21 protein-coding genes and 1 pseudogene are annotated in these 21,782 nt (G+C 70.0%); 3 read left to right on the top strand and 19 right to left on the bottom strand.

Annotation, left to right across the window (positions count from 1 at the left end; genetic code table 11):
* Positions 1 to 18: 18 nt before the first annotated feature.
* Entirely contained in the window at positions 19 to 915 is an 897-nt protein-coding gene (locus EDD92_RS25860; protein WP_123966489.1) for an ABC transporter ATP-binding protein, read from the top strand.
* Positions 912 to 2,510: an ABC transporter permease gene (locus EDD92_RS25855; protein WP_123966488.1), complete on the top strand. Its 1,599-nt coding sequence runs from the start codon at positions 912 to 914 to the stop codon at positions 2,508 to 2,510. Before EDD92_RS25860 ends, EDD92_RS25855 begins: the two co-directional genes overlap by 4 nt.
* 6 nt (positions 2,511 to 2,516) lie before the next feature.
* Here the strand turns inward: EDD92_RS25855 and EDD92_RS25850 are convergent, their stop codons facing one another.
* From EDD92_RS25850 to EDD92_RS25825, 6 genes and pseudogenes are all read right to left on the bottom strand, one after another.
* Positions 2,517 to 3,110 (bottom strand): Uma2 family endonuclease, encoded by a 594-nt coding sequence (locus EDD92_RS25850; protein WP_123966487.1) that lies wholly within the window; start codon positions 3,108 to 3,110, stop codon positions 2,517 to 2,519.
* 87 nt (positions 3,111 to 3,197) lie between these two features.
* The gene (locus tag EDD92_RS25845; RefSeq protein ID WP_123966486.1) at positions 3,198 to 4,403 is read right to left on the bottom strand and encodes a cytochrome P450; all 1,206 of its coding nucleotides are present in this window, start codon (positions 4,401 to 4,403) and stop codon (positions 3,198 to 3,200) included.
* Positions 4,404 to 4,445: 42 nt separating this feature from the next.
* Positions 4,446 to 4,946 (bottom strand): GNAT family N-acetyltransferase, encoded by a 501-nt coding sequence (locus EDD92_RS25840; RefSeq protein ID WP_123966485.1) that lies wholly within the window; start codon positions 4,944 to 4,946, stop codon positions 4,446 to 4,448.
* 99 nt (positions 4,947 to 5,045) lie between these two features.
* Entirely contained in the window at positions 5,046 to 6,629 is a 1,584-nt protein-coding gene (locus EDD92_RS25835) for a hypothetical protein (protein WP_123966484.1), read from the bottom strand.
* Between the two features lie 77 nt (positions 6,630 to 6,706).
* The gene (locus EDD92_RS25830) at positions 6,707 to 6,898 is read right to left on the bottom strand and encodes a DUF397 domain-containing protein (RefSeq protein WP_123966483.1); all 192 of its coding nucleotides are present in this window, start codon (positions 6,896 to 6,898) and stop codon (positions 6,707 to 6,709) included.
* Positions 6,895 to 7,182 (bottom strand): annotated as a pseudogene (locus EDD92_RS25825) (Scr1 family TA system antitoxin-like transcriptional regulator); the annotation flags it as partial. The gene EDD92_RS25830 and the pseudogene EDD92_RS25825, both read right to left, overlap by 4 nt.
* 394 nt (positions 7,183 to 7,576) lie before the next feature.
* Here EDD92_RS25825 and EDD92_RS25820 point away from each other — a divergent pair.
* Complete coding sequence (locus EDD92_RS25820; RefSeq protein WP_185124127.1) at positions 7,577 to 8,167, top strand: hypothetical protein; 591 nt, start codon at positions 7,577 to 7,579, stop codon at positions 8,165 to 8,167.
* 790 nt (positions 8,168 to 8,957) lie between these two features.
* On the opposite strand, the gene EDD92_RS25810 is transcribed toward EDD92_RS25820, so the two are convergent.
* The 13 genes from EDD92_RS25810 to EDD92_RS25750 all read right to left on the bottom strand — a co-directional run bounded on the left by EDD92_RS25810 (position 8,958) and on the right by EDD92_RS25750 (position 21,769).
* Positions 8,958 to 9,218: a helix-turn-helix transcriptional regulator gene (locus EDD92_RS25810; protein WP_123966481.1), complete on the bottom strand. Its 261-nt coding sequence runs from the start codon at positions 9,216 to 9,218 to the stop codon at positions 8,958 to 8,960.
* A complete protein-coding gene (locus EDD92_RS25805) occupies positions 9,218 to 9,814 on the bottom strand; it encodes a DUF2975 domain-containing protein (RefSeq protein WP_123966480.1) in 597 nt (198 codons plus the stop codon). Before EDD92_RS25805 ends, EDD92_RS25810 begins: the two co-directional genes overlap by 1 nt.
* A 134-nt stretch (positions 9,815 to 9,948) precedes the next feature.
* Positions 9,949 to 10,614 carry a response regulator transcription factor gene (locus EDD92_RS25800; RefSeq protein ID WP_030942176.1) on the bottom strand — a complete coding sequence of 222 codons (666 nt, stop codon included), beginning with the start codon at positions 10,612 to 10,614 and terminating at the stop codon, positions 9,949 to 9,951.
* Positions 10,611 to 12,008: a histidine kinase gene (locus EDD92_RS25795; protein ID WP_399184028.1), complete on the bottom strand. Its 1,398-nt coding sequence runs from the start codon at positions 12,006 to 12,008 to the stop codon at positions 10,611 to 10,613. Before EDD92_RS25795 ends, EDD92_RS25800 begins: the two co-directional genes overlap by 4 nt.
* 103 nt (positions 12,009 to 12,111) lie before the next feature.
* Positions 12,112 to 12,795 (bottom strand): response regulator transcription factor, encoded by a 684-nt coding sequence (locus tag EDD92_RS25790; RefSeq protein WP_123966479.1) that lies wholly within the window; start codon positions 12,793 to 12,795, stop codon positions 12,112 to 12,114.
* Positions 12,792 to 14,174, bottom strand: a complete 1,383-nt coding sequence (locus EDD92_RS25785; RefSeq protein WP_260326756.1) for a sensor histidine kinase — start codon at positions 14,172 to 14,174, stop codon at positions 12,792 to 12,794. The genes EDD92_RS25790 and EDD92_RS25785 overlap by 4 nt, the downstream gene beginning before the upstream one ends.
* 10 nt (positions 14,175 to 14,184) lie before the next feature.
* Entirely contained in the window at positions 14,185 to 15,345 is a 1,161-nt protein-coding gene (locus EDD92_RS25780) for an acyltransferase (RefSeq protein WP_123970542.1), read from the bottom strand.
* 199 nt (positions 15,346 to 15,544) lie between these two features.
* Entirely contained in the window at positions 15,545 to 16,543 is a 999-nt protein-coding gene (locus EDD92_RS25775) for an alpha/beta hydrolase family protein (RefSeq protein WP_260326755.1), read from the bottom strand.
* Between the two features lie 271 nt (positions 16,544 to 16,814).
* Complete coding sequence (locus tag EDD92_RS25770) at positions 16,815 to 17,696, bottom strand: alpha/beta hydrolase (protein ID WP_123966476.1); 882 nt, start codon at positions 17,694 to 17,696, stop codon at positions 16,815 to 16,817.
* A 207-nt stretch (positions 17,697 to 17,903) separates the two neighbouring features.
* The gene (gene kynU / locus EDD92_RS25765) at positions 17,904 to 19,139 is read right to left on the bottom strand and encodes a kynureninase (RefSeq protein WP_123966475.1); all 1,236 of its coding nucleotides are present in this window, start codon (positions 19,137 to 19,139) and stop codon (positions 17,904 to 17,906) included.
* Positions 19,132 to 19,977: a tryptophan 2,3-dioxygenase family protein gene (locus EDD92_RS25760; protein WP_123966474.1), complete on the bottom strand. Its 846-nt coding sequence runs from the start codon at positions 19,975 to 19,977 to the stop codon at positions 19,132 to 19,134. The genes kynU and EDD92_RS25760 overlap by 8 nt, the downstream gene beginning before the upstream one ends.
* 161 nt (positions 19,978 to 20,138) lie before the next feature.
* Positions 20,139 to 21,344: a methionine adenosyltransferase gene (gene metK, locus EDD92_RS25755; RefSeq protein WP_123966473.1), complete on the bottom strand. Its 1,206-nt coding sequence runs from the start codon at positions 21,342 to 21,344 to the stop codon at positions 20,139 to 20,141.
* 56 nt (positions 21,345 to 21,400) lie between these two features.
* Positions 21,401 to 21,769 carry a hypothetical protein gene (locus tag EDD92_RS25750; RefSeq protein WP_123966472.1) on the bottom strand — a complete coding sequence of 123 codons (369 nt, stop codon included), beginning with the start codon at positions 21,767 to 21,769 and terminating at the stop codon, positions 21,401 to 21,403.
* Between the last annotated feature and the right edge of the window lie 13 nt (positions 21,770 to 21,782).

Below are 21,782 nucleotides of genomic sequence, written 5' to 3'. Positions count from 1 at the left end.
AAGCGTACGTTCTGAAGCATGACGAAGGCAATCAGCATCTCGGGCCTCCACAAGTCGTTCGGCCGCACGCACGCCCTGGCCGGCCTCGACCTGGACGTCGAGACCGGCGAGGTGCACGGCTTCCTCGGCCCGAACGGCGCGGGCAAGTCCACCACCATCCGCGTCCTGCTCGGCCTGCTGCGCGCCGACTCCGGTGCCGCGCAGGTGCTGGGCCGCGACCCGTGGCAGGACGCGGTGGAGGTGCACCGCCGGATCGCGTACGTCCCCGGGGACGTGACCCTGTGGCGGAACCTGTCCGGCGGCGAGGTCATCGACCTGTACGGCCGTCTGCGCGGCGGCCTCGATGCCGGGCGCCGGGCCGAGCTGATCGAACGCTTCGAGCTGGACCCCACCAAGAAGGGCCGTACGTACTCGAAGGGCAACCGCCAGAAGGTCGCCCTGGTGGCCGCCTTCGCATCCGACGTCGACCTGCTGATCCTGGACGAGCCGACGTCCGGCCTGGACCCGCTGATGGAGGAGGTCTTCCAGCGCTGCGTGGAGGAGGAGCGGGACCGGGGCCGGACGATCCTGCTCTCGTCCCACATCCTCAGCGAGGTCGAGGAGCTGTGCGACCGCGTGAGCATCATCCGCAGGGGCCGGACGGTGGAGAGCGGTTCGCTGGCCGACCTGCGCCATCTGACGCGGACGAGCGTGACGGCCGAACTCGCCGGTCCGCCCAACGGGTTGGCGCACCTGCCCGGCGTCCACGACCTCGACGTACAGGGGAGGCGGGTGCGGCTGCAGGTCGACACGGACAAGCTGGACGCCGTGCTGCGCTCGCTGAGCGAGTCGGGCGTACGGTCGCTGACCTCGACCCCGCCCACGCTGGAGGAGCTGTTCCTGCGCCACTACGAGGACGAGGTGGCGGCCCGATGACCACGCTCGCCGCGGCACCGAGGTCGAGCCGCCAACTCGCCGGTACAGCAACCTTGTTGCGCTTCGCACTCCGCCGCGACCGGCTGATGATCCCGGTCTGGCTCGGCGTGAACGCACTCATGGTCCTCTCGATGCCGAACACCCTCAAGAACCTCTACGGCACCCCGGCCGAACGCGCCGACCTGATCCACCAGGTGGCGGCCAACGCCTCCTTCCGCGCACTGATCGGTCCCGTCTTCGACACCTCCGTCGGCGCGCTGACGGCCTGGCGCGTCGGTGTGTACGCGGGTGCGCTGGCCGCCGCGATGAGCCTGATGATCGTCGTACGGCACACCAGGGACGAGGAGGAGAGCGGGCGGCACGAACTGGTGGCGTCCGGGATGGTGGGCCGCCGGGCCTCCCTCACGGCGGCTCTGCTGGCGGCGGGAGTCGCGAATGCCGTACTGGCGCTGCTGGTTGCGGCCGGACTGGCGAGCCAGGGGGCGTCCGGTGCCGTGGCCTTCGGCCTCGGACTCGCGGCCGTCGGCATGGTCTTCGCGACGATGGCGGCGATCGTCGCCCAGCTGACGGAGAGCGCGCGGCTGGCCCGCGGGCTGACCGCGGGCGTCCTGGGTGCCGCCTTCGTTCTGCGCGCGGCAGGCGACGCGGCGACGGACGACGGCTCCTCGGCCCTGACCTGGCTCTCCCCACTCGGCTGGCTGGAGAACCTGCGCCCGTACGCCGACGAACGCTGGTGGGTGCTGCTGCTGTTCGCGGCGGCGGTGGCGCTCCAGGCCGGGGTGGCCTACGAGTTGGCGGGACGCAGGGATGTCGGCATGAGTTTCCTGCCGACGCGGCCCGGACCGGCGTCCGGCCGCCTGGGCACGGCGGGTGCGCTGGCCTGGCGGCTGCAACGGGGCAGCGTCTTCGGCTGGTCGATCGCCTTCTTCGTCGTGGGCGTCGTCTACGGCGGCCTGACGGACGGCGTGACGGACCTGGTCGGCGACAACGAGAACGCCCGGAAGATCTTCGAGCGGATGGGCGGACAGAGCGCTCTGACAGACGCCTTCCTGGCCTCGATGGTCGGCATGATGGGCCTGATCGCGGCCCTCTACGTGGTCGGTTCGGTGCTGCGGCTGAACGGCGAGGAGACGTCCGGCCGCGCGGAACCGGTCCTGGCGAACGCGGTGGGGCGGCTGCGGTGGGCCTGCGGCCACTTGACGGTCGCGTTCGGCGGGGCGGTGCTGATCATGCTGCTCGCCGGGCTGGGCTTCATCGTCGGCTACGGCAAGGAGGCCGGGCCGATCCTGGGGGCGTGCCTGGTCCAGCTCCCGGCGATCTGGGTGATCGGCGGGCTGGCGGTGCTGCTGTACGGGGTGGTGCCGCGGGCGGCGATGGCGGCGTGGGGTGTCGCCGGGGCGGTGCTGCTGATCGGCTGGGTGGGCCCGGCTCTGGATGCTCCGCAGGCGCTTCTGGATCTGTCACCGTTCGGGCATCTGCCGAAGCTGCCGGGTGGGGGGATGGAGTGGCGATCGGTGCTGGTCCTGCTGGGGCTGGCGGTGGTGCTGGTAGCCGGGGGACTGGCAGGGTTGCGGCGGCGGGACTTGACCACGTGACCGGGATCAGTCGACGTACTGCTTGAGCTCCTCGGTGTCCAGCTCGATGCCGACGGGGTCGGGGAGGGTCACCTTGCCACCGAGCCTGACCACGTGGATGTCTCGGTAGCCGTCCTCCAGATCCGGATCGCTATGAACCAGAATGGACAGGTTGTCCCGGTCAATCACCAGATAGACCGGGAAGCCCGCCTCGGCGTACGCCCGAGGCTTCTCGACCCGGTCACGCTTGTGGGTGTCCGAGTCGTACGACGTGATCTCGACTGCCATCAGCACGCCGCGGGGATCGGCCCACTCCCCCTGGCCCACGAAGTGATCGACAGGGGCGAGCACTCCATCCGGCCGGGCCCGGCCCTTGCGGTACGCCTCCACCTTGAGCCCTTGCAGAGGGTTGAGGTCCGACTCGGGCCGAGCACGCATGCACTGACGGATCAGCCACATGGTGATCGTGTTGTGGTTGCCGTTCGTCACTTTCTTGAGCCCGATCCGTCCGTCGATGAACTCGAACCTGACGGTCTCGTCCTCCCTCTCGGCGAACTCGGCGATCCGCTCGAACATGTCCACCGACAACTGAGACGACGCACGCTCTGCCATAACCGTCATGGTGCCTCCCTTCGCAGGCAGGCACCAGCTTGACGAGCCGCTCACGACCATCGCCCGGAATCGGTCGGTGATCAGCCGAACGGGTGATCACTCCACCTCGACGCCCAGCCCCTCCAACCCCCGGATCACAAAGTTGGGCTTCCGCTTCGGCTCCGCCGCCAGGCTGAGCGTCGGGGCCTTCTCCAGGAGGGCCGTCATGGAGGCGGCCAGTTCGATCCGGGCCAGCGGGGCCCCGATGCAGTAGTGGATGCCGGCGCTGAACGAAATGTGCGGGTTGTCCTTGCGGGTGAGGTCGAGCTGCTCGGGGTTCGGGAAAACCCCCGGGTCGTGGTTGGCGGAGCCGAAGAGCATGGCGATCTCGGCACCGCGCGGGATGACTGTCCCGTCGATCTCGATCTCGTCCAGCACCCAGCGCTCGAAGAGCTGAAGCGGGGTGTCGTAGCGCATGAGCTCTTCTACGGCGGTGGGGACGAGGGAGTGGTCGGCGCGCAGGGCGGCGAGCTGGTCGGGGTTGCGGAACAGGGCGTACCAGCCGTTGACCGTGGCGTTCACGGTCGCCTCATGACCGGCGTTGAGCAGCAGAACGCAGGTCGAGATCATCTCCTGCTCGGTGAGGCGGTCACCCTCGTCGTGGGCGGCGATGAGCCCGGAGATGAGATCGTCGCCGGGCTCCTTGCGCCGCTCGGCGATCAGCTCGCGCAGGTACTCGGAGAACTCGACCGAGGCCTGTACGGCCTTGCGAGCCGTGTCCTCCGAGGGGTTCAGCTCGTACATCCCGCAGATGTCGGCCGACCAGGGGCGGAGAGGGCCGCGATCGGCCTCGGGGATCCCCAGCATCTCGGCGATGACGGCGACGGGGAGCGGCTCGGCGACCTCGCTGAGCAGGTCGCCGCCGCCGTTCTCGACGAGCCGGTCCACCAGCTCCCCGGCGAGGTTGCCGACGTACGGCCCCAGCCGCTCGACCGTCCGCGGTGTGAACGCCTTCGACACCAGCCGCCGGATCCGGGTGTGGTCCGGCGGCTCCAGGTCCAGCATCCCGTGGTCGTTGAGGGTGTGGAACGGCTCGTGTTCGGCAGGTGGTGCGGTCCGCCCGAAGTCCTCGTGCGTGAACCGGTGCTGGTACGTCCGCCCGAGCCGCCGGTCGCGCAGCAGCGCGGAGACGTCGGCGTGGTGCGGGACGAGCCACTGGTTCGTGGGCTCGTAGTAGTGCACGCGGCCCCGGGCGCGGAGGTCGGCGTAGGCGGGGTAGGGGTCGGCGAGGAACGCCGGGTCCCACGGGTCGAAGGCGGTCATGGACGGACGCTAACCCGGTATCCACCCGCCTGACCAGGGATGTCAGTACTCCGGCACGAGGTGGCGCTGGTACCAGGTCCCCGGATTGCCGCCGACCTGGGCCGGGTCGGCCGGGCCGACCGGAACGAACCCGGCCTTGGTCAGCACCTTCTGGGACGCCACATTCTGGTGGGCGGTGGCCGCCCGCAGGGTGCGCAGCCCGTACCGGTCCGCCGCCAGCCGGCACAGCTCCAGCACGGTCGCGGTCGCCACGCCCCGTCCGGCGACATGCTGCGCGACCCGATAGCCGAGCTCTGCACTGTGGTCTTCGATATCGACCAGATTGAACCGGCCGAGCACCGAACCGTCCTCCGCGACGAGCACGTGGAAGGCGCAGATGCCGGCCTCCTGCTCGGCCAGCAAGGCGTCGTACCGCTCCGTGAACTGCTCGAAGTAGTCGTCGCCGCGGTCGGTGATCGAGGCGGCGAAGTAGGCGCGGTTCGCCAGCTCGAAGGCCAGGACCGCCGGGGCATGACCGGCATGCAGCCGTTTCAGCTCGGGCACTTGCCCGACCCTACTCAGGTGGTACGCCGAGGCCACCAGGTTTCCACCGGTGGCCCACGACGGCCCCGTGCGACGACACCAACGTCCTGGCCGCGGGCCTCAGCCGACGGCGTACGCCCGGTACACCGTCTCCACCGAGCGGTCCCCGGCGGAGTCGGTCACCTCGGAGCGCAGGGCGACAGCGCCGGAGGCGGGGTTGTGGACGGACGCCTGCCAGGCCGAGCCGACGTGCTTGACGGTCGCCGCCTGCCAGGTCCTGCCGCCGTCGGCGGACGACCAGACCCGGACGGACTTGACGGTCACGTTGGTGAACTTCACGTCCGGACCCTGGGAGCCGCGCCCGGCACTCACGTCGACGGTCGTGGTGCTGTTGGCTGCGGCCTGGTTGTGGCTGTTCAGCCCGGTGGGCAGGAAGCGGGTCAGGAACACGGGGGCGACGATCGCCCGGGCCGGATCGGCCACCTTGAAGTGCCAGTCGAGGGTGGCGCGAGACGACAGCATGCCGGCGGGGAAGGTGATGCCCGGACGGTAGCGGTGGGCGTCGACGGTCAGGCGGTACCACCCGGCCGAGCGGATGCCGGCGGAGAACTCGGCGTCGCCGCCGCCCCAGTTGGTCAGGGTCTTCTTCTTGACGATGATGCTTCCCTTGGACAGGACCACCGTCTCCTTCGTCGGGTCGGCGCCGTTGACGCCGACGTCCGGGTCGCCGATCAGGGCATCCGGAATGAAGGTGACGGACTTCCGTCCGAGCAACGGCAGATAGTGCATCGGACTCCACACGGCCCGCCCGAAGGACTGGGTGAAACTCTGCCCCGCCTTCAGCGTCCTGAGCTTCGGGAAACCGCCGCCGACGTCGTCGCCGTTGCCCGCCATGATGTCGTCACGCGGCTGCCAGGTCCCGGGAGTCACGTGGACGGTGGCGCTGTACGGCGCGTTGTCGTCGCGGACCGTGGCCATCAGGTCGGTCGTGCAGTCGTCGGTCTTCGGCTGTGCCTGGAGCGCGGTGTCGTTCTGACGGGCCATCTGTGTACCGCTGCGTACCGAGAAACGCATCGTCGCCAGCTTCGACCGCTTGAACGACCCACCGGGCGCGGCCGGGATGCCCGTGGTGTTCTTCGCGGCGACGTAGCTGTCGTTCCCGGACCACTGCGCCAGATACCCGAACTGCAGCAGCCTGGACGAGTTCGGGATGGCGTAGAGGGCCCCCTCGTCGTTCCAGCCGCCCACGCTGAAGGCGGAGGGCATGTTGCTGACGGTGGCGGCGCACACCTGCGCGGAGATCTTCGGCGGTTCGGTCACATCGGCGGGCGTGTCGAGCGACACCTTGACGGCCTTGCCCTTGCGCGCGTCGAGCGTCACCGACTTGCTGCCCGAGACCTGTACGACCTGTGCGCCGATGGTGTCGGTGCCCACACCGTCGGTGGCGCTCTCAGAGATGTCGGTCATCGCGATGTAGCGTCCCGCCGGCAGGCTGATCCGCTTGCCGGACGTCACGCTGTACGTCTGCCCGGACGGCACGGCGACGACGTTGACCGTCGTGGAGACCTTGGCGCCGTGCCGCCCCAGCGTGGTGACGGCCAGCGAGGCCGACGCAGCATGCGCGGAAGCGGTGAGCGCACCGGAAGCGACCAGCGGCACCAGCGCGGCCACACCGACGAAGCCGAGCGATCTCCGTCGCACCATCATCCTCAAGTCCCCCTCCAACCCCCGAAGTCGGCCAATCGTAGCCGTGACACGGACATGGCAGACGGGGCGAGGAACTACGCCTGGTCAAGCTGTGACAAAGACTTCAGATGGTCGATGAGGGCGGTGAAGGCGACGGGAGGGAAGGAGAGGGTGGCGCGGGCCGGGGCCTTGGAGTCGCGGATGGCTATGCGGGTGGGGAGTTCCGCCATCTCGACGCAGGTGTCACCCTGGCCTCCACCGGAGTACGTCGACTTCCGCCAATTCATGACGATTCCTTCGCCAGTCGGTGGATGAAGTCGCGTGACGCAATGAGGTCCAACGACGCTGCCTGCATCCTAAGGAAAAGTGTTCGAAGCTGGTTCAGCTGAAGTTCCGCATCGATGAACGCGACTCCGGTGGGAGCATCGCGAAGACCGGTGTCCAGCTGCGGAACCGGCCCGCACGCGTACATCATCGAGATCCCGGCGCCCCCAAATCCGTCCTGATCGAAGGGGATGACGCGTATCCTCGCGTGCTGCTGCTCAATCTGGTCGAGGATCTGCCGGAGTTGAGGCACGGACGCCCACCCCGCGCTCACCGTCACCTACGTCTACGACGCTCCTCCTCCCGAGCCCGGCCTGATCCGTATCGCTCTCGTGTCACCCGTACGTTTCGCCGGCGGCGGCGCCGACTTCTGACTCGACGAGCGCAACCCTCTCCCTCAGCCCGGCGTGACCACCATGCCCGCACGCCGCCCTGTCGCCCCAGAGATGTCCATATGTCGGATAAAGAAAGCAAGTTTAGATACTGGGGAAGAAATGCACAATGACAAGCCACCCACCAGGAGTTACCTCAAATCAAGCTCAGATTGCACAACCCTTCCTTGACCTCAAGTGTCTGTGACGCATATCTTTGCAGTCACAAATCACCCAATTGACCAGCGGGTGAAGACAAGACGGGGAAACATGAACCGCATATCGAAGACTGCCGTGCTCGCAAGTGTCGTGATTCTGCCCATGACCGGGGCCGGGACGGCTTCTGCTGCACAGGCATCCACGCCGAAAGCTTCGACCGCGTCGACTTCCATCCCAGACGGCTTCTTCAGGCCCGGCTCCAACACTGTGGTGAAGCGAACAGCCTCCGCCGCGCCGATCCCGGCAGCTCCCGGGGTATCCACCCTCGCAAGCAGCGGCTACTCGATTAAGAATGTCGACGGCCCGAACGAGGTCTGCGGCACCACCAAGCTGCAGAAGACCAGCGGAGCCGGCAAGACAACCCTCGTGATGACAGTTTCGAAATCTGTTTCTGCAGAACTGAGCAGCGAAGTTTCGGTTGACGCCGAGGTGGTCTCCGGAAAGCTTGGTTTCAAGGTGACGGGTACCACCACCGTTGAAGATCAGACGCGATACGAAGTGCCCAAGGGGAAGTACGGGTACATCGAGGCGTACCCCCTGTACGACATGTACACCTTCAACGTCTACTATGAGGGCAAGAATAAGGGGGCCAGCTGGGCAATGAGGCCGGTCGGTGTGTGCTTCAACCAGTGGACCGATTAGACGAACGTCCCGAGATCAGGGAGAACACCGATGATGCGGACGAGTCGATGTCTCATCGCCGGCATCGCACTGGGATTGCTCTCCTCGGCTTGTACGGCAGCGGATACGGGGACCGCCGATCCATCCAGTTCCCCGGCAACCGCCGCACTGCTGAAACTCCCGACCGTCGGCGTGGCTGGTGACCCTTTCGCCGAACTGGACGTCACCTCTCACGAGCCCAGCCGAAGAGTGATCGGCGAGGTGCACACAGGCAGCGAGAGGCTCGTTTTGTATACCGAGGGGAAAAAGTGCGGACTTGTCGCCTTCCCTTCGGATGCACACCAGAAACCCTCGTTGCAGCTTCTCGCGTCATGGCCGAAGGAAGGCAATGAAGGAAGTTCACGCCTGCCATTCGGCCCCTACATGAGGACGTCCGGATACGGGTCGGGGCACGCCCCGCCGTGGGCGGAACTTTGGTGCAGCAGAAGCGCCCTCGTCGTCAATTATTCGCCTTCCGGTGCTATCGACAAGATAGGGCACAAAGGCTCGGTTTCCGTATCTCATTCCCCCGGCGGCAAGTCGGTATCCATCGTGGCAGGCGAGGCAGACCGCAGAGAGAAGATCCTTTCAGCAGTAGCCTCCCCCTGACGAAATATGCGGGATCCGGAACGATCGGGCCCGGGGACGTGACGAACGCTCTCGGGCCCCTTCGCTTGAGCATTCGGTGAGGCAGTGTCATTTGCACACGCGCAAGAGGGAGCACCGGTACGGTGCCCAGCTGCCGGAGACCGGCCCCGCCTCCCGAGGAGCTTCATGCCCCACGCGCCCCGGAGCTCCCGGGACGCCGGTCGGAGTCGTGGTAGCTCAACAAGTCACCGGGCTGGCATCCCAGTTCCCGGCAGATCGCGGCCAGGGTGGAGAAGCGGATCGCCTTGGCGCGGTCGTTCTTCAGAACGGAGAGGTTGACCACCGTGACGCCGACCCGCGCCGCCAGTTCGGCCAGGGTCATGCCGCGTTCCGCTAGCAGTCGGTCGAGGTGAACCTTGATGTGGTGGTCGTCCTCCGGTGGCATCAGACGAGCCCCTCGGTGTCCTCACGCAGCCTCGTGCCCTGCCGGAAGACCTCCGCCAGCGCGGCGACGAGCAAGCCCAGCAGAAGGGGCGCGGCCGACACGGTGTAGGCGAAAGGCATCGCGGGGCTGACGGCCGTACCGCTGATCAGGAGGTGAGTGGTGATCGCGTCCACTGCAGGGCCGAGTACGCCCGCGGCCACGATCGCCGCCGCGATGACCTGCAGCCGCCGGGCGTTCTCCGGCACGAAGACGTCGCTTGCGCGCAGCGTACGGGCCATGCGGAGCAGGAGAGCGAGGACCAGGATCAGCAACGCGCCGTAGAAGAGGTCGGGCAGTGCCAGCAGTATCCGCTGCTGGACATTGGGATGGGTCAGGGCGAGCTCCGCCCGGTGAGTGCCACGAAGCGTCACCGGTCCGCTCGGCACAGAGGCCGGCAGCCGTGTGACGGCTTCGATCGTCACGTCACGCGCCCTGCTGGAGTCGATGGCTCCGGTCACCCCGAGGAGCGGCAGAAGCACCCCGAAAAGTCCCGCCAGCGCCAACGCCAGCCCGAGGACGACCTCCAGCAGACGACCACCGCCACGCCTGGCCTGCAACGACCCACGCTCATGATTCCCCCTTCAGGACAAGCCGCGACCATATCGTTTATCGATACTATCGATAAACGATATGGTCGGCAATCCTGGAGCAGCGCGCAGTCGCCGTTCCGATGCCGGCCGCGATGCCCTGCCTAACCCGGCGTCACCAACCGCGCCTCATAAGCGAACACGGCCGCCTGTGTCCGGTCCCGTAGCCCCAGCTTCACCAGGATCCTGCTGACGTGGGTCTTGATCGTCGACTCGGCGACCACCAGCTGTTCGGCGATCTCCGCGTTGGACAGGCCCTGGGCGATGAGGACCAGGACCTCCGTTTCGCGTTCGGTGAGGTCGCCGTAGGCCTGGTGGGCGGAGTGCATGGCGCGGGGGGACTCGGAGAGTTTGGAGAACTCCGTGATCAGGCGCTTCGTCACCGAGGGGGCGAGCAGGGCCTCGCCGGAGGCCACCACCCTTACGCCGTCGGCGAGTTGGCGGGCCGAGGCGTCCTTCAGGAGGAAGCCCGAGGCTCCTGCGCGCAGGGCCTGGTAGACGTACTCGTCGAGGTCGAAGGTGGTGAGGACGAGGACTTTCGCCGTGCTGTTCGCCGCGACGATCTCCCTCGTCGCCTCGATGCCGTTCAGTTCCGGCATGCGGATGTCCATCAGGACCACGTCGGGGGACAGTTCGCGAACGCGGTCCACGGCTTCGCGGCCGTTCACCGCCTCGCCCACGACCTCGATGTCCGGCATCGCGTTGAGCAGGACCGAGAAGCCCTCGCGCACCATCATCTGGTCGTCCGCGATCAGGACGCGGATGGTCATGCCTCTCCTTCGGTCACTGCGGCAGCGACCGGCAGGAAGACGGTCACTTCGTAGCCTCCCTCGTCCGTCCGGGCCGCTGTCATCTCGCCGTTCAGCATGGTGACGCGCTCCCGCATGCCGGTGATGCCGTGGCCGGCGCCGGGGGACGGCTTGACCAGGGACGGCTCGGGCGGCGGGCCGTTCACTATGCGCAGCCCCAGGCCGCCGAGGACGTACGAGACCTCCACCGTGGCAGCCGCGCCCGGTGCATGGCGCAGGGTGTTGCTCAGCGCCTCCTGCACTATGCGGTACGCCGACAGCTCTACGCCCTGCGGGAGTTCCCGTACCGCTCCGGTCTGCGTCTTGTCGACGTTCAGGCCCGTCTCGCGCACGTTGGCCAGGAGTCCGTCCAGGTCGGCGAGGGTGGGCTGCGGCGCGTCCGGGGCCTCGTAGTCCTCGGCGCGGACCACGCCCAGCACGCGGCGCAGTTCGGTGAGCGCCGCCACCGCGTTCTCCCGGATCGTGGCGAACGCCTTCTCCAGTTCCGGGGGCGGGTTCTCGACCCGGTAGGGGGCTGCCTCCGCCTGGATGGCGACCACCGACATGTGGTGGGCGACCACGTCGTGCAACTCGCGGGCGATCGTCGTGCGCTCCTCCAGCAGGGTGCGCCGGGAACGCTCGTGCGCGGTCACCGTCTGCTGGGCGGTCACCTCCTGGCGCGCCTCGCGGCGGATGTGCCTGAGGGAGACGGCGAGGAGGAACATGGCGGAGACGAACAGCAGCTCCATGGTGTCCGAGCCGTACGGGCTGTAGTGGTTGTAGCGGCTGGGGAAGAGCTCCGCCCCGGCGCCGTACACCCCCGTCAGGACCCACATCCACGCTGCCGTGCGCGGCCTCGTGCGGATGGCCACGATCGTGAGCACCATCAGGTGGCAGGCGAAGCTGCCGGGCAGCCACGGCCATTCGCTGCTCCAGTCACCGCCGACTGCGGCGGCGACGGGTGTCGCGATCATCGACAGCCAGAACGCGCCGACCGGCCGGACCATGGTCAGCAGGACCGGGGCCAGGGCAAGCAGGCCCAGGACCATGTTGGTGGCCGCGCCGGTGACGCTGCTGTTCGACGCGATCAGCATCGCGAAGAGGCCGGCAGCCGTGATCAGGGCGTGCGGGGCCCAGATCGCGTACTCCCGCATCCGCCCCAGCCGCCGGGCGAGCGGGCCGTCGGCGCTCGCGCGCGGCAGCGGGCGGTAGGCGAAGGCGTCGTGGAACAGGTCCTGCCGCAGTCCGCGCAGGGCGTCCGCCGCCGCCCGGGCCTCCGGGCTGCGCGGCTTGTACGGCTCGAACGCGCTGTCCGGCGGCTCCATGTGTCTGGTGGGCTCCGGCGGTATCGGCTGCGTGTGGGGCGTCTCGGTCACGTAAAGAAGGTAGGCCGCGGCGGGGGTCGCGGTCGTCACCAGTGAGAAGGGTCCTTCGGCCTCCCCCTCAGGTACTACGGGTACGGGCCGCGGGACGGACGGGTCAGTAGCCGGACGGGCGTACCAGTCCCGACTCGTACGCGAACACCGCCGCCTGGGTGCGGTCCCTGAGACCCAGCTTCACCAGGATGCGGCCCACGTGGGTCTTCACTGTCTGCTCGGCGACGACCAGGCGCTGGGCGATCTCCGCGTTGGACAGGCCCTGCGCGATCAGTGCGAGGACCTCCGTCTCCCGCTCGGTCAGGTCGCCGACGCGTTCCTTCAGCGGGGCGCGGGGCTTGTCGTCGAGGCGGGAGAACTGGGCGATCAGCCGCCGGGTGATGCCGGGCGCGAGCAGCGCGTCACCGGCCGCCACCACCCGGACTGCTTCCGCCAGTTGGTCCACCGACGCGTCCTTGAGGAGGAACCCGGACGCCCCCGCGCGCAGCGCCTCGTAGACGTACTCGTCGAGGTCGAAGGTGGTGAGCACCAGCACCCTGATGTGCGGTGTCGCGTCGGTGATGCGGCGGGTGGCCTCGATGCCGCCGAGCTCGGGCATGCGGATGTCCATGAGGACGACGTCCGGGGCGAGTTCGGCGACCTTGGCGACGGCGTCCAGGCCGTCGACCGCCTGGCCGACCACCTCGATGTCCGGCTTGGTGTTGAGCAGCACGGTGAAGCCCTGCCGGACCATCTGCTGGTCGTCGGCGATCACTACCCGGATGGGGCTGTTGCTGCTGCTCGTCATGCGGTGTCGTCCTTCGGGTCGGTGGCGGGGTCGGGGGCATCGGGCCGGTCCGCGCCGTCGGCACGCGGGTCGACCGGCAGGAAGGCGGAGACCTGGTAGCCGCCGTTCGGCCGGGGGTGTGCGGTCAGGTCGCCGCCGAGCATCGCCGCCCGTTCCCGCATACCCAGCAGACCGTGCCCCGTGCCCGGCGAGGACGGGGCCTCGTGCAGCGGACGCGAGTTGACGACCTCCACGCGCAGTCCGAAGGGGACGTAGGCGACTTCGACGCTCGCGTTCGCGCCGGGTGCGTGGCGCAGCACGTTGCTGAGAGCCTCCTGCACGATCCGGTACGCCGACAGTTCCACGCCCGACGGCAGCGGGCGCCGCTCCCCCGTGGTCCGCGTGGTCACGGCCAGACCGGCCGCCCGGGTGTTCTCGACGAGCGCATCGAGCCGGTCCAGGGTGGGCTGCGGGCTGTGCGGGTCGTTGCCGCCGTCGGCCGGTGCGTCCGTGCCGGGGTCCTCCGAGCGCAGCACGCCCAGCACCCGGCGCAGTTCGGTCAGTGCCTCCAGCGCGTTGTGCCGTATGCCCTCGAGGTTCTCCCTGAGCTCGTCGGGCGGGTTCTCGACGAGGTGCGGGGCAACCTGGGCCTGGATGGAGATGACGGACATGTGGTGGGCGACCACGTCGTGCAGTTCGCGCGCGATGCGGTTGCGCTCCTCCAGGAGGGTGCGCCGGGCCCGCTCCTCGGCGGTGAGCGTGGTCAGCCGTCCGACCTCCGCGCGTGCCTCGCGGCGGCTGCGCAGCGCGATGCCGAGCAGGACGGCGACGGCGGACAGGGCGATCGCGAGCGGGCCCGTCGACTGCTGCGGGCCGGCGGACTGCGGGTGCGGCGCCTCCCACACGCCCTGCAGGACCAGGGTGGCGAGCACCGTCAGGACCAGCGCCTCCACGGACACGCGGGTACGCACGCGCAGGGCGAGCAGCAGCAGCACCAGCAGCTGGGCGATGATCCCGGCCCCCGTCCAGGGCCAGGTGAAGTCGTGCGCCGCGCCGCCGGTCAGGCTGAAGTGCACCACAACGGCCCCCACGACGGAGCCCGTTGTCGACAGCCACCAGGCCGGGATCGGCCGCCACAGCGCCAGCGCCACCGCGCCGCCCTGCGCGAGTCCGATCAGGAAGCCGTAGCCGAAGCCGAGATGTCCGTTGTCCGTGAGCTGCGCTACACCGCCGAACGTGATCCCGAACGCGGCAACACACAGCACGCCGTGCGGGACCCGCCGCAGCCGCCCGAAGGCGGGCAACGGGTCCGCGCGGGCCGTCCACAGGTCGTCGCGGAGCACGCGCAGCCAGCGCAGGACGCGGCCGCCGAACGCCCGCTGGATCCCCGTTTCCGTCACGCGGCCAACCCTAGGCACGATGGGCGATCCTCGCTGCCGTCCCGTCCGGGCCGCGGTGCCGGCGGACCACCCGGGAGGGGCCGGTGCTTCTGCCGCGCGGGCCCCGGCGTTCGTAGGAGTGGAAGGCCGTCCAGCAGACCGTGAGCGCGAGGGCGAACACGGGGAGCCAGGCCAGGCGGAACGCCACCCAGCCGAGGCCGTCGGGGGAGGTGTGCAGGCCTGGCAGACGGCCCGCGGTGAGGGCGGTGGCCGTGGTCGCCATCATGGCCGTCTGGTGCCAGAGGAAGATCGTCATCGCGGAGAGGTTCACGAAGGCCACCGCCGCCCAGGCCAGGGGGCGCCGCATCGTGCGGCGCAGCCGGTCGCGCAGGAGCAGGGCCAGGCCGCACTGGGCCAGGCCGAAGGTGACCGCGGCCAGCGTCGGCGGGTTGAGGTTCGAGATCGTCTGCCCCGGGACGCCGACCATCGAGGCCGGGTAGCCCGCGAAGGCGACCAGCAGAACCGTCGCCGCCGCACCTCCTGCGAGCAGGATCCAGCCCGCGCGGGCGCGTTCCAGTTCGCCGCGGGTCCAGGCCGCGCCCAGGGTGTACGGCACCAGCCAGCCCGCTGCCAGGTTCACCCAGCCGAGGCTCTGCGGGGCGCCGAGGCCGAAACGGAGAAGGTCCACATGGAGGACGACGGCCAGCGCCCACAGGGGGTTGAGCCGGGTGAGGAGCGGGGTCGCCGCGGTCAGCGCCGCGAAGACCAGCAGGAACCAGAGGGGGGAGAGGGCGAGTTTGACCAGCGTGTGGATCGTGTCGGGTTCCGCGCCGGAGAGGAACAGGGCCGTCGCGGCGATCGTCCACAGGACCAGTACCGCGGCCACCGGCTTGAACAGCCGCGACAGACGGTCGGTCAGCCACTGCCGGTACGGCGTGCCCTTGGCCCGGGCCGCCGTGTGGCTACGGGTCGCCACGTGGCCGCCCACCAGGAAGAACACCGCCAGGGTCTGAAAGGCCCAGGAGATCGGGGCCAGCCAGGGCATGTGCTGGAGGGGGCTCGAGGCGTGCAGGGAGCCGCCGTCCGCCACCAGGGCCGTGACCAGCCAGTGGCCGAGGACCACACCGAGGATCGCGAAGGCACGCAGGGCGTCCACGGCGCGGTCGCGGTCGGTGGGGGTGGCGGTGTCGATGCGGCCGGCGAACCGCCGTAAGGCACTGTGCCGTGCGGCGCCTTGTCCTGCGGCGCCCTGCGCTAGGGCGCTTTCTCGTACGGCGCCCTGTCCTACGGTGCTCTCGCGTACGGCGCCCTGTCCTACGGTGCTCTCGCGTACGGCGCTCTCTCGTACGGCGCGGTGTCGTATGCCGTCCCACGCGTGGCGCACGCTCGACTCACGCACGGGTCACCTCCTTTGTGTCGCCCAGGACGATGCGGGTGAGGTTGGCCAGGGAGACCGAGCCCGGCCTGAAGTAGTCGCTGTGGCCGCCGGGGCCCGCCGCGAAGACGCGGGCGCCGAAGGCCGGGGACACGGGGTCCGTGCCGAAGCCGACGGTCCAGCTGAACAGGTCCGCCCTCACGTGCGGTACCTCCTCGATCCAGTCGTCGGCGCCGCGGGCCGCCCAGACGCGGGCCCTGGTGTGCAGGGCCGCCGCTGTGTCCGCGCCGGTGCCGGGGCTGCCGACGAAGGCGATGTCCTGCACGTCCAGGCCGGGGGCGGCGCGGGCGCAGACGACCGTGCCGTAGGAGTGGCAGAGGAGGGAGATGTCCGCCTTGCGGCCTGCTATGTGGCGTAGTCCCGCGATGAACTCGCGCAGGTGCGGGGCCGCTTCGTCGGCGCGGTCCGTGGTGAGGACCGCGGTGCTGACCGTGCCGGGGGTTCTGTAGCCGAGCCAGGCGACTACGGCGGTGCGGGTGCCCTTCCGGGCCTGCCGGAGCAGGCGGTTGTGCAGAGCGACTGCTGTTGCGCGGAAGCGGTCGTAGGTGTCGAGGGAAGTGTCCGAGCCCGGGATCAGGACGGCGATGCGGGTGGCGTGGGTGAGGTCGCCGAAGACCTCTGTGGCCTGGCCCTCGCCGCGGCCGTCGAAGGTGAGGAATCGGCGGGTGGGGGAGGCCATGGAGTGGTCCGCTGCGGCGCGTTTGCGGTCGCCGTGGGCTGCGGCCATGCGGGACGCCTGGGCGGCGTTGGTGCGGTTGGCTCTGTAGGCCGCGTCGAGGGTGGTTGCGGTGAGGGGGGCGAGGGTTGCGGGGGGCGGGGCGGGGATCTGCGGGCGGGCTGCGCCCGAGAGCGGGGTGACCACGGCGGCGGTGATGAGGGCTGCGAGGGTGGCTCGTCGCCAGTTGTGGGTGCGGCGGCGCTTGGGCTCGGGTGGGGGCGTTTCGCTTGCCCCCACTTGCGGGGTGCCGCCTTTCTTTGGGTCGGGAGCCGCCCTGGGCGGCACGAATGCCCGCAGGCTGCGGCGGTTTGCCGGCGCCCCGGACGGTGCAACCACCTGCAGGATCCGCAGAGTTGTTTTGATCCCCATGGCCGTCTCCCCCTCCAGTTCGCCCGGTCATCGGGCTTGTCTGGATGGGAAGTTACGGATCGTGATCTGTCGTCCGCGTCACGCCAGGGAGCTGTCCTGGGTCGTAGCTCTCAGGTACTACGGGTATGAAGGGGGCGGGTCACCAGGCCAGTTGGGCGATTTCCTCCGCCACCACCGCGCAGGCGTCCGCCGCCGGGTCGATCAGGGGGAAGTGGCCGACGTCCTCCAGGAGCGTGAGGCCCACGACCTCGCCGGCCTTCGCTGCCGCGTCGGCGTACGACTCGGCGACCGCCTCCGGGACGGTGACGTCCGTGCGGCCCTGGACCAGGGTGGTCGCGATGCCCGTCGGCAGCAGGAGCGACGGGTCGGCGTACGGGCGACGTTCGGCGAACTTCTCGTCGCCGCCCAGCAGTTGACGCGAAGCGCCCCCGCACACGTCCAGTTTGTCGGCGACCTCGAAGTCGGCGATCGGGGCCAGGGCGACGACACCGCGCAGCGGTGCGGGACGGTCGATGCGCCAGGGGGCGTCGGCGGGCAGCAGATGGCGGGCCGCCGCCCACAGGGCGAGGTGGCCGCCGGCCGAGTGCCCGGTGATCACCATGCGGCGCGGGTCGGCCTGCGGAAGGGCCTCGCGTACGAGGGCGGGCAGCGCGTCCAGCGCGGCCGCGACGTCGTCGAAGGTCTCCGGCCAGCGGCCCGCGACGGCGCTGCCGCCCTGAGCCGGGATCGCACTCCCCCGCCGGTACTCGACACTGGCGACCGCGAAACCCCGCCGGGCCAGGAAGCCCGCGAACGGCGAGATGTGCCGGCGGTCGTACGGTGCCCGCCACGCGCCGCCGTGCAGCACGACGACCAGCGGGGCGAGGGCGCCGGGCGCCGGCTCGGTGCGCGGGAGGTAGAAGTCGATCAGCTGATCGGGGTGGTCACCGTACGCGGCGGTGAAGTCGGGATCGACCACCGGGTGCGAGAACGCCGACTCCTCTTCGGCGGCGGCCCGGGCAGCTGCGGCGTCGTCCGGCATGCTCCAACCTCTCAGCGACATAACGGCATTGACGTGTGGCGGACCAGGGAGGGAAACCGGCCGTTGGCGGGGACGGTATCAGGCCGGTGACGTGCGCCGACACGGGGATGTCACGCTCGGTGAGGGGAAACGGTTCTGTAGCCCCCGGGTCGGGCAGTTCCGCGGCCACCGAAGCCACCGCGGACTGCCCGGCACAAGCCCCCCGGGCTATCCGGCGAGATCGCCGAGCGTCTCCGCCAGCACCCGGGCCGCCCGCTCCACGTCCCCGAACCCGACGTACAGCGGCGTGAACCCGAACCGCAGGACGTCCGGGTGCCGGAAGTCCCCGACCACCCCCCGCTCGATCAGCCGCTTCATCACGTCCCCGGCGTCGTCGCAGCGCAGCGCCACCTGGCTGCCGCGCTGCTCATGGGCGAGGGGGGTCAGCGACTCCACGCGCCCCTGGGGGACGTACGCCGACACGCACTCCAGGAAGAAGTCCGTCAGCGCCAGGGACTTGGTGCGCACCGCCTCGATCGAGACGCCGTCCCAGACCTCGAGTGCCGCCTCCAGGGCGAGCATGGAGAGGATGTCCGGCGTGCCGACCCGGCCGCGCAGAGCGCCGGACGCCGGTTCGTACGCGTCCCGCATCCCGAAGGGCTCCGCGTGGGAGTTCCAGCCGGGCAGGGGGGAGTCGAAGCGGTCCTGGAGGTCCTGGCGGACGTACAGGTACGCCGGTGAACCGGGGCCGCCGTTCAGGTACTTGTAGGTGCAGCCGACCGCCAGGTCGACGCCGTGCTCGTCCAGCCCCACCGGCAGCGCGCCCGCGCTGTGGCACAGGTCCCAGACCGCCACGGCGCCCGCCGCGTGCACGGCGGCGGTCAGCGAGGGCAGGTCGTGCAGGCGGCCCGTGCGGTAGTCGACATGGTTCAGCAGGACGGCGGCCGTACGAGCGGACAGCGCACCCGGCACCTCCGCCGGAGTGACCGGTCGCAGGGTGCACCCCGTCATGCGGGCCGCCGACCCGGCGATGTAGCCGTCGGTGGGGAAGGTCGTCGCGTCCACGAGGATCTCGTCCCGCGTCTCGTCCCCGGGCTTGGAGACCAGCCGTACCGCGCCCACAAGTGCCTTGAAGACATTGACACTTGTCGAGTCGCCCACGACTATCTGCCCGGCCGCCGCCCCGACCAGCGGAGCGATCCGGTCGCCGATCCGCTCGGGCGCCGTCCACCAGCCGCTCTCGTCCCAGGAACGTATGCGGAGCGCACCCCACTGCCTGCGTACGACGTCGTCCACCCGCCCCGGGACCGCCGTCGGCAGGGCGCCGAGCGAGTTCCCGTCCAAGTAGACGCCCGCGGCGTCAGCCGCATGATCAGACACAGTATCGAGGACGAACTGCTTGCGCGTCCCGGCCAGTTCGTCGGCGGCGTCCAGTTCCGCTGCCCTTACCGTCAGCTCAGACATGGGACCTCGCCGTCCACAGCTCGGGGAACACGTTCTTCTGCGCGCGCTTCTCCAGCCAGGCGACGCCCGCCGAGCCGCCCGTGCCGGGCTTGGAGCCCATCGCGCGGCGGGTGGCGACCAGGTGGTCGTTGCGCCATCGCCACACCAGCTCGGCGACGTCGGTCAGCGCCTCGCCGAGCCGGGCGAGTTCGGCGTTCTCGTCGCCCGCGTAGATCGCGGTCCAGGCGGCCTCGACGGCGTCCGACGGCTCGTAGCGCCGTGAGACGTCGCGGCGCAGCACGGAGGCGGGGATCGCGCAGCCGCGCCGCGCCATCAGCCGCAGCACCTCGTCGTAGAGGCTCGGCTCGGCGAGTGCCTTCTCCAGTTCGGCGTGGACGCGGGGTGCGCCGCGGTGCGGGACCAGCATGGACGCGGACTTCTCACCGAGCAGGAACTCCATCCGGCGGTACATCGCCGACTGGAAGCCGGAGCCCTCGCCCAGTGCGCTCCGGTAGGAGTTGAACTGGGCCGGGGTCAGCTGGCCGAGCGGCTTCCAGGAGGCGTTCAGCGCCTCCAGCTCCCGTACGGAACGCTTCAGCGCGGCGACCGCGGTGGGCACGTCGTCGGAGCGCAGGGCGTGCGCCGCGGTCTCCCACTCGTGGACGATCACCGTGAACCACAGCTCCATCACCTGGGTCGTGACCAGGAAGACCATCTCTCCGGGGTCGTCGGAGAGGGTGTGCTGGAGGTGGGTGAGCACGTCCGCCTTGACGTAGTCCTCGTACGGCGTCGTGCCTGCGAAGTCGAGATGCGGAGTCTCGGGCTCCGAAGCCTCGTGGGGCTGAGCCTGGTGGGACATCGCTGTCTCCTGTTGTTGCTCCGGGTAGCGGTCCGCCCCTGCCGTTACCGACACGGGGGCCCCGGTCCCCGCCGGGCATCTTCTTCGATGGTCCGCCCGGAACGCAAGGCCCGCCTGGTCACACGGGCGGGCCGGTACGGGAGACGACGCGCCGCCGGTCCTCAGGCGGCCCCGGCCGCCGCCCGGAGCCGTTCGGCGCGGTCGGTGCGCTCCCAGGTGAAGTCGGGCAGCTCCCGTCCGAAGTGGCCGTACGCGGCGGTCTGGGCGTAGATCGGGCGGAGCAGGTCGAGATCGCGGATGATCGCGGCGGGGCGGAGGTCGAAGACACCGGTCACCGCGGACTGGATCCGTGCGACGGGCACGGTCTCGGTGCCGAACGTCTCGACGAACAGGCCGACCGGCTCGGCCTTGCCGATGGCGTACGCCACCTGCACCTCGGCCCGGCGGGCCAGACCGGCCGCCACGATGGTCTTCGCCACCCAGCGCATCGCGTACGCGGCGCTGCGGTCGACCTTGGAGGGGTCCTTGCCGGAGAAGGCGCCGCCGCCGTGGCGGGCCATGCCGCCGTACGTGTCGATGATGATCTTCCGGCCGGTGAGGCCGGCGTCACCCATCGGGCCGCCGGTCTCGAAGCGTCCGGTCGGGTTGACCAGCAGCCGGTAGCCCTCGGTGTCGATGCCGAGCGAGGCCAGCTCGGGCTCCACCACGCATTCGTGGATGTCCGGCACCAGGGTCGAGTCGGTGTCGGTGCCTGCCGCGTGCTGCGCGGACACGACGACGGTGTCCAGGCGGACCGGCCGGTCGCCGTCGTACTCGACGGTGACCTGGGTCTTGCCGTCGGGCCGCAGGTAGGGAAGCGTCCCGTCCCTGCGCACCTCGGCGAGCCGACGGGCCAGCCGGTGCGCCAGCGTGATCGGCAGCGGCATGAGTTCGGGCGTCTCGTCGCAGGCGTAGCCGAACATCAGCCCCTGGTCGCCGGCGCCCTGCCGGTCCAGCTCGTCCGGCTCGCCGTCGCTGTGGGCCGTGCGTGACTCGTAGGCGCTGTCCACACCCCGGGCGATGTCCGGTGACTGTGCGCCGATGGACACGGACACGCCGCAGGAGGCGCCGTCGAAGCCCTTGAGCGAGCTGTCGTAGCCGATCTGGAGGATCTTGCTGCGCACCAGTGCGGGGATCGGGGCGTACGCGGTGGTCGTCACCTCTCCCGCGACATGCACCAGACCCGTGGTGACGAGGGTCTCCACAGCGACCCGGGACGACGGGTCCTCCTTGAGCAGGGCGTCGAGAATGGTGTCGCTGATCTGGTCGGCGATCTTGTCGGGGTGGCCTTCGGTCACGGACTCCGAAGTGAACAGGCGGCGGGACACGGATCTCCTCGGTGGTGGTGGGGCGACGGGTGGACGGCCTCTGCTGCGACCGGTTCTCAGGCGTCTGCCGTCCAGACGTCCCCCCGGACCAGCAGCTCGCCCGGTATGGCCCGGCGTACGGCCAGATAGACCTCGGCGGCCGGTACGCCCAGCAGGGTGCTCAGCTCGTCGCGCAGGAGCAGCAGCAGGCGCCCCACGGTCTCCCGGTCATAGCTCGCCTTGCAGGTGACGAACCCGATGGGGGCGTACGGGCCCGACGGGCGCCGCCACTCCGGGCGGTGCACCGCGTCGGCGTCGAGCCGCTGCCAGATCACCCAGCAGTGTTCCGGCTGGATGCCGAGCAGTCCGGTGACCGCCTTGGCGAGCCGGTCCAGAGCGGGGCTGCCGGGGCTGGCATCGGGCGACATGAGGGTGATGACGGGCATGGGGGCAGGGCCT

The organism is Streptomyces sp. TLI_185, from assembly GCF_003814765.1.
In the GTDB taxonomy this organism is placed as follows: Bacteria; Actinomycetota; Actinomycetes; order Streptomycetales; family Streptomycetaceae; genus Streptomyces.
Note: the sequence above shows the minus strand (reverse complement) of the source record. Positions and strands in the feature narration are given on the sequence as shown.